This is a genomic window from Frankia nepalensis (genome assembly GCF_016786325.1).
Lineage (GTDB): Bacteria > Actinomycetota > Actinomycetes > Frankiales > Frankiaceae > Pseudofrankia > Pseudofrankia nepalensis.
In genome coordinates this window covers 17221-22356 of the sequence record NZ_JADWYU010000181.1, presented here as the reverse complement: position 1 = coordinate 22356, position 5136 = coordinate 17221, and the positions used below count along the sequence as shown (strand labels likewise).

Genomic DNA, 5136 nt, shown 5'->3' with positions numbered 1-5136 from the left:
GTCAGGTTGCCCGCCATCGAGTTCACCGACTCGGTCAGGTCCCGCCACACTCCCGAGACCCCGCGCACATGCGCCTGCTCGCCCAGGTTGCCCTCGGTGCCCACCTCTCGGGCGACCCGGGTCACCTCGTCCGCGAACGACGACAGCTGGTCCACCATCGTGTTCAGGGTTTCCTTGAGCTCGGCGATCTCACCCTGAGCGGTAACCGTGATCTTCTGCGAGAGGTCGCCGTTGGCGACCGCCTTCGCCACGAGCGCGATGTTGCGGACCTGCGCGGTCAGGTTGCCCGCCATCGAGTTCACCGACTCGGTCAGGTCCCGCCACACTCCCGAGACCCCGCGCACATGCGCCTGGCCGGCCAGGTTGCCCTCGGTGCCGACCTCCCAGGCGACCCGGGTCACCTCGTCCGCGAACGACGACAGCTGGTCCACCATCGTGTTCAGGGTGTGCGCGAGCGCCGCCACCTCGCCGCGGGCGTCGACGGTGATCTGCCGGGTGAGGTCGCCACGCTGCACCGCGGCCGCCATCTCGGCGATGCCGCGGACCTGGGTGGTCAGGTTGGCGGCCATGACGTTCACCGAGTCGGTGAGGTCGCGCCACACGCCGGAGACGCCCTTGACCTGCGCCTGGCCACCGAGCTTGCCCTCGGTGCCCACCTCCTTGGCGACCCGGGTCACCTCGTCCGCGAACGCCGAGAGCTGGTCGACCATGGTGTTCACGGTGTGCTTCAGCTCGGCGATCTCGCCCTGGGCGTCCACGGTGATCTTCTGGGACAGGTCGCCGTTGGCGACCGCCGTCGTCACCAACGCGATGCCGCGGACCTGGGACGTCAGGTTGCCCGCCATCGAGTTCACCGAGTCGGTCAGGTCCCGCCACACACCGGAGACGCCCTTGACCTGCGCCTGACCGGCGAGCTTGCCCTCGGTGCCCACCTCGCGGGCGACCCGGGTGACCTCGTCCGCGAACGACGACAGCTGATCCACCATCGTGTTCACGGTCGTCCCGATCCGCAGGAACTCCCCGCGCACCGGCTGGCCGGCGATCTCCAGCGGCATGTGCTGGGAGAGGTCACCCTCGGCCACGGCGGCGATGACCCGGCCGACCTCGTGGGTCGGGCGCGCCAGGTCGTCGATCAGCGAGTTCACCGAGCGGGTGACGCTGCGCCAGCCATCCCGGCCGCCCAGGTCGTCCATCCGCTGGGTCAGCCGGCCCTCCCGGCGGATGACGTTGCTCACCCGCTCCAGCTCGCGGGCATGCCGCTCCTGCGTGGCGGCCAGCTCGTCGAACCGGCGGGAGACCTCCCCGCCCAGCCCGTCACGCGAGCCGAGCCGGACGGTGAAGTCACCGTCACACAGCTTGGACAGGCCGGCGAGCAGGTCGGACAGCAGCGTCTCGACCGAGCCGGGGCCGCCGTCCGCGCCGGGCCCGCGCGGCGGCCCGTCGGTGGCGACGACGACGGACACGGCGTCCCCGGCGGACCCGTTCGCGGGCGCCGCGCCGGCGTCCGCTGTGGTCTCTGAGTATTCCGCGGTCGTTGAACCAGCCTTCGTGCTCGCCGACGAACCGGGCAGGGCACCATCGTCTTGGCGCGCATCCGGCGCTTCGTGGTCACGATCGAGGCTCATCGGTCTCCTCGGGGTCTACGGCAGCACACCGGTGGTGGCTATTCGTCCCTCGGCGGGTCACCCGGCGCCAGTATCCGCCTTACGGGGGACATCACAGGAGAGACTGACCGACATGGACGGCGTAGGGGTGGCTGGACGACAACCTCACCACACCATCAGACTGCCACCCGCCCCGGATTCACCGCGATCCGCCCGTCGTTTCCTGCTTTCCGCGCTACGCGGAACGGTGGACGAGGACACCCTCGACTCCGCGCTGCTGCTGGTCACCGAGCTGGTCACCAACGTGGTGGTGCATGCCGGGACGCCGGCGACGGTGGACGTCACCACCGCGCCGTCGGGCGAGCTGACCGTCCGGGTCCGCGACCTGCACCCGGTACGCATCGGCGCGTCCCGGCGCGGAGCCGACGGCCCGCCGCCTACCGGCAAGCGGGGCGAGGACGGCGAGGACGGGCTGGGCGGGCTGCGCGAGGACGGGCGCGGGCTCGCCCTCGTTGACGCGCTCGCCGCCAGCTGGGGCACCGAGCACGGCGCGGGCGGCAAGTCCGTCTGGTTCCGGCTCGTCGGCGTACCCCAGCAGCGGCCGGAGCTCACGCCGAACGGCCACCGGGCCGGGACGCCGGCGGAGCCGGCCGCCGTTCCCGCGGGGACCCCGGGCCTCGCCGATCCGGCGGAGGCCCCGCCGTCGATCGGGGAGGAGCCCCAGGCCCGGGAGGGAGCCGGGCTGGTCGGTCCGACCCAGCCCACGGCCGCGCCGCCCAACCCCCCACCCGCGACCGCCTCCCCGCCCGGCCACGACCGCCCGGCCCGCGAGGGAACCTCCCGGCAGACTCCCGAGCAGGCCTCCCCGATCGCCGACCTCCCAGATCCGCTTCGCGGATCCGGCAGGAACCCTGCCGCCGGTCGGGCAGGGACCCCGGATCCGGCAGGGACCCCGGGCTCGGCCGACCTGGGAGGAGCCCTGGGTGCCGCCGAGGGCCCGCCCCTCCCGCGGCCGCCGCGGCTCATCTCCCGGGCGACGGCGCGGGCGCTGACCGCCGAGGGCGAGGTCGCCGAGCTGCTCGCCCAGCTCGTCGACACCCAGCCGGTCACCGGCGGTCTGGTGCACCGGCCGTCACCGGACGACCCGGCGCCGGAGGTCGTGGCCGCCCTCGGGCGGGTGGGCACGCCGGCCGACGCCCTCTCGTTCCCGCTCGACCCGACCCAGGACAGCCTCGGCGAGGTGCTGCTCTGGCCCGACCCCGCCCTGCCGGGACACCTGGGCCAGCAGGGCGCCGTCGACGCGGAGCGGGTCGAGCTGGTCGCCCGGTGGATGGCGCTGGCACTCGGTGGCGGTGACATGCGCCAGGCCGAGGAGCGCCGGATCGGCATGCTGTCGTTCCTCGCCGAGGCGTCCGACCTGCTCGCCGGCAGCCTGGAGCTGGAGCACACGCTGGCGATGCTCGCCCACCTCCCGGTGCCCCGGATGGGCCAGTGGTGCGCCGTCTACCTGCGCCGTGACGACGGGATCCCGATACTGTCCGCGGTCGCGCACGCCGAGGAGGCCGCCGAGCCGATGCTGACCAGCGCCGCGACCGACCCGGACGGGCTGCTGATGGCCGCGGTGCGCGGCGCCGGCACGACCCCGGTACGGCAGGTGGCGACGCCCGACGGCCCGGTCCTCGTCTCGGTGCTGCGTGCCCGCCGCCGGGTGGTGGGCATGGTCGCGGTCGGCCGCGCCGAGGGCACCTTCGCCGCCGACGAGGCCGACCTGCTCGCCGATCTCGCCCGCAGGGCGGCGTTCGCGGTGGACAACGCCCGGCTCTACAGCCGGCAGGTGGAGCTCGCCGACGGCCTCCAGGCGGGCCTGCGCCCGCCGGTGCTGCCGAGGATCCCCGGGCTCGACCTCGGCGCCGCCTACGGCGCCGCACGCTCGGCCGGGCTCGACGTCGGCGGGGACTTCTTCGACCTGATGCCCGGGCCGGAGGGCTGGATGGTCGCGATCGGTGACGTCTGCGGGAAGGGCGCCGAGGCCGCCACGGTCACCGGCGTCGCCCGTGCCGTGCTGCGCCTGCTGAACGGCCAGGCGACCCCGGTCGGGCAGATCCTCGTCGACCTGAACCGGACGTTGCGGGACACCGCGACCGCCTACCCCCACGGCCAGCCGAGGTTCTGCACGCTCGCGACGGCGAGCCTCGGGCAGCCCTCGGCGGACGGGGTGCGCCTGACCCTGCACCTGGCGGGCCACCCCCAGCCGGTCGTGCTGCGGGCCGACGGGGAGGCGTCCTACGTCGGCGTGCCCGGGACGCTGCTCGGCGTGCTCGACGACGACGAGGTCGCGTTCCCGTCGGTCGACGTCGCGCTGCTTCCCGGCGACACGCTGGTGCTCTACACCGACGGGGTGGTCGAGGCCCGCGCGGGACGCGAGCTGCTCGGCGAGCAGCGGTTGCTGGCGGCGGTGGGCGAGTGCGTGGGGCTGTCCGCGCAGGGCATCGCCGACCGGGTGCGCGGCGCGGCGGACAAGTTCGCCGGCGGCAACCTGCGCGACGACGTCGCCATCGTCGTCGTCCGAGTCCCCGGCCGCCCATAGGAGCGGCGTTCCGTCCAGTTTGTCGCCGCTCGGCGGGTTGGCTTCGCGACTCCGCGTAGTCATGAGGCCTAGGTGGTTGCGACTGGGGGTAGCGGGGTAGGAGGCTGACGGCAGCTTCCGCGACAGTGACCGACCGTCACCAGCGGTGGCCGACAGAGGCGTGACCAGGGCGGCCGGCAGCGCCCATGCCCTGGGCCTGCCCGGCGCGCGGACATCTGGCCACGCGGCCCGGGCGGGGCGCCGGCTGGCAGCGTGGGCCGCCGGAAATTTTGGCGTCCTTTTATGCTTTCAGGCCGCCTCGGCTGGGTAAACCGCGCTGGATGTCCTCGTTGCGGATTTGGTGGGTCGATGAGAGCGATGTCGGTTTCAGTGGACGTGGTACGTCGAACAACGTCGAGTACCCCGCCCGCGACCCACATCCTCGCCGAGCTGCCCTACCTGCCGTCCGCCGTACCGCGCGCCCGCCAGGTGCTGCGTGAGTCCCTGCGCGGCGCCGGGCTGGATGATGACGCCACCTCGGTCGCCGAGCTGCTGGTCAGCGAACTGGTCACCAACGCGGTGAAGTACGGCCAGCCGCCCGTCTGGCTGCTGGTGGAGCTGCGGCCTGGCCTCGTGCACGCGTCGGTGTCCGACACCTCGACCGCCCTGCCGGAGCGACGCGAGGTCGACGAGGACTCCGAGGGCGGCCGCGGCCTGCTCGTCCTGGACGCCCTGGCCGGCAGCTGGGGCGCCGTCACCGTCGACTCCGGCAAGTACCTCTGGTTCGACCTGGCCGTCACCCCGGCGGCCCACCCCGACGGCCAGGCCGGCTGACCTTCGCGGGCGCTCCTCTCACGGACGCGCGCCGGTTCGGCGCGGAACCAGGCTCCCCGACGCCACAGTCCCGGAACACCCGGATCTGGCGACGCCGCCGGTCTGGGACGCCGCGGTCCGGCCGCCCGGAGA

The 5136-nt window shown here is 73.9% G+C and carries 3 protein-coding genes; 2 read left to right on the top strand and 1 reads right to left on the bottom strand.

Features of this window, described 5'->3' with window-relative positions:
- The coding region (locus tag I6A81_RS43985; protein WP_238430951.1) for a HAMP domain-containing protein at positions 1-1625 on the bottom strand (1625 nt) is incomplete at its 3' end.
- A gap of 112 nt (positions 1626-1737) precedes the next feature.
- Here I6A81_RS43985 and I6A81_RS27460 point away from each other — a divergent pair.
- On the top strand, positions 1738-4191 hold the full coding sequence (locus I6A81_RS27460; protein ID WP_203007406.1) for a SpoIIE family protein phosphatase: 2454 nt from the start codon (positions 1738-1740) through the stop codon (positions 4189-4191).
- A 357-nt stretch (positions 4192-4548) separates the two neighbouring features.
- Positions 4549-5004 carry an ATP-binding protein gene (locus I6A81_RS27455; protein ID WP_238430950.1) on the top strand — a complete coding sequence of 152 codons (456 nt, stop codon included), beginning with the start codon at positions 4549-4551 and terminating at the stop codon, positions 5002-5004.
- The last annotated feature ends 132 nt before the right edge of the window (positions 5005-5136 follow it).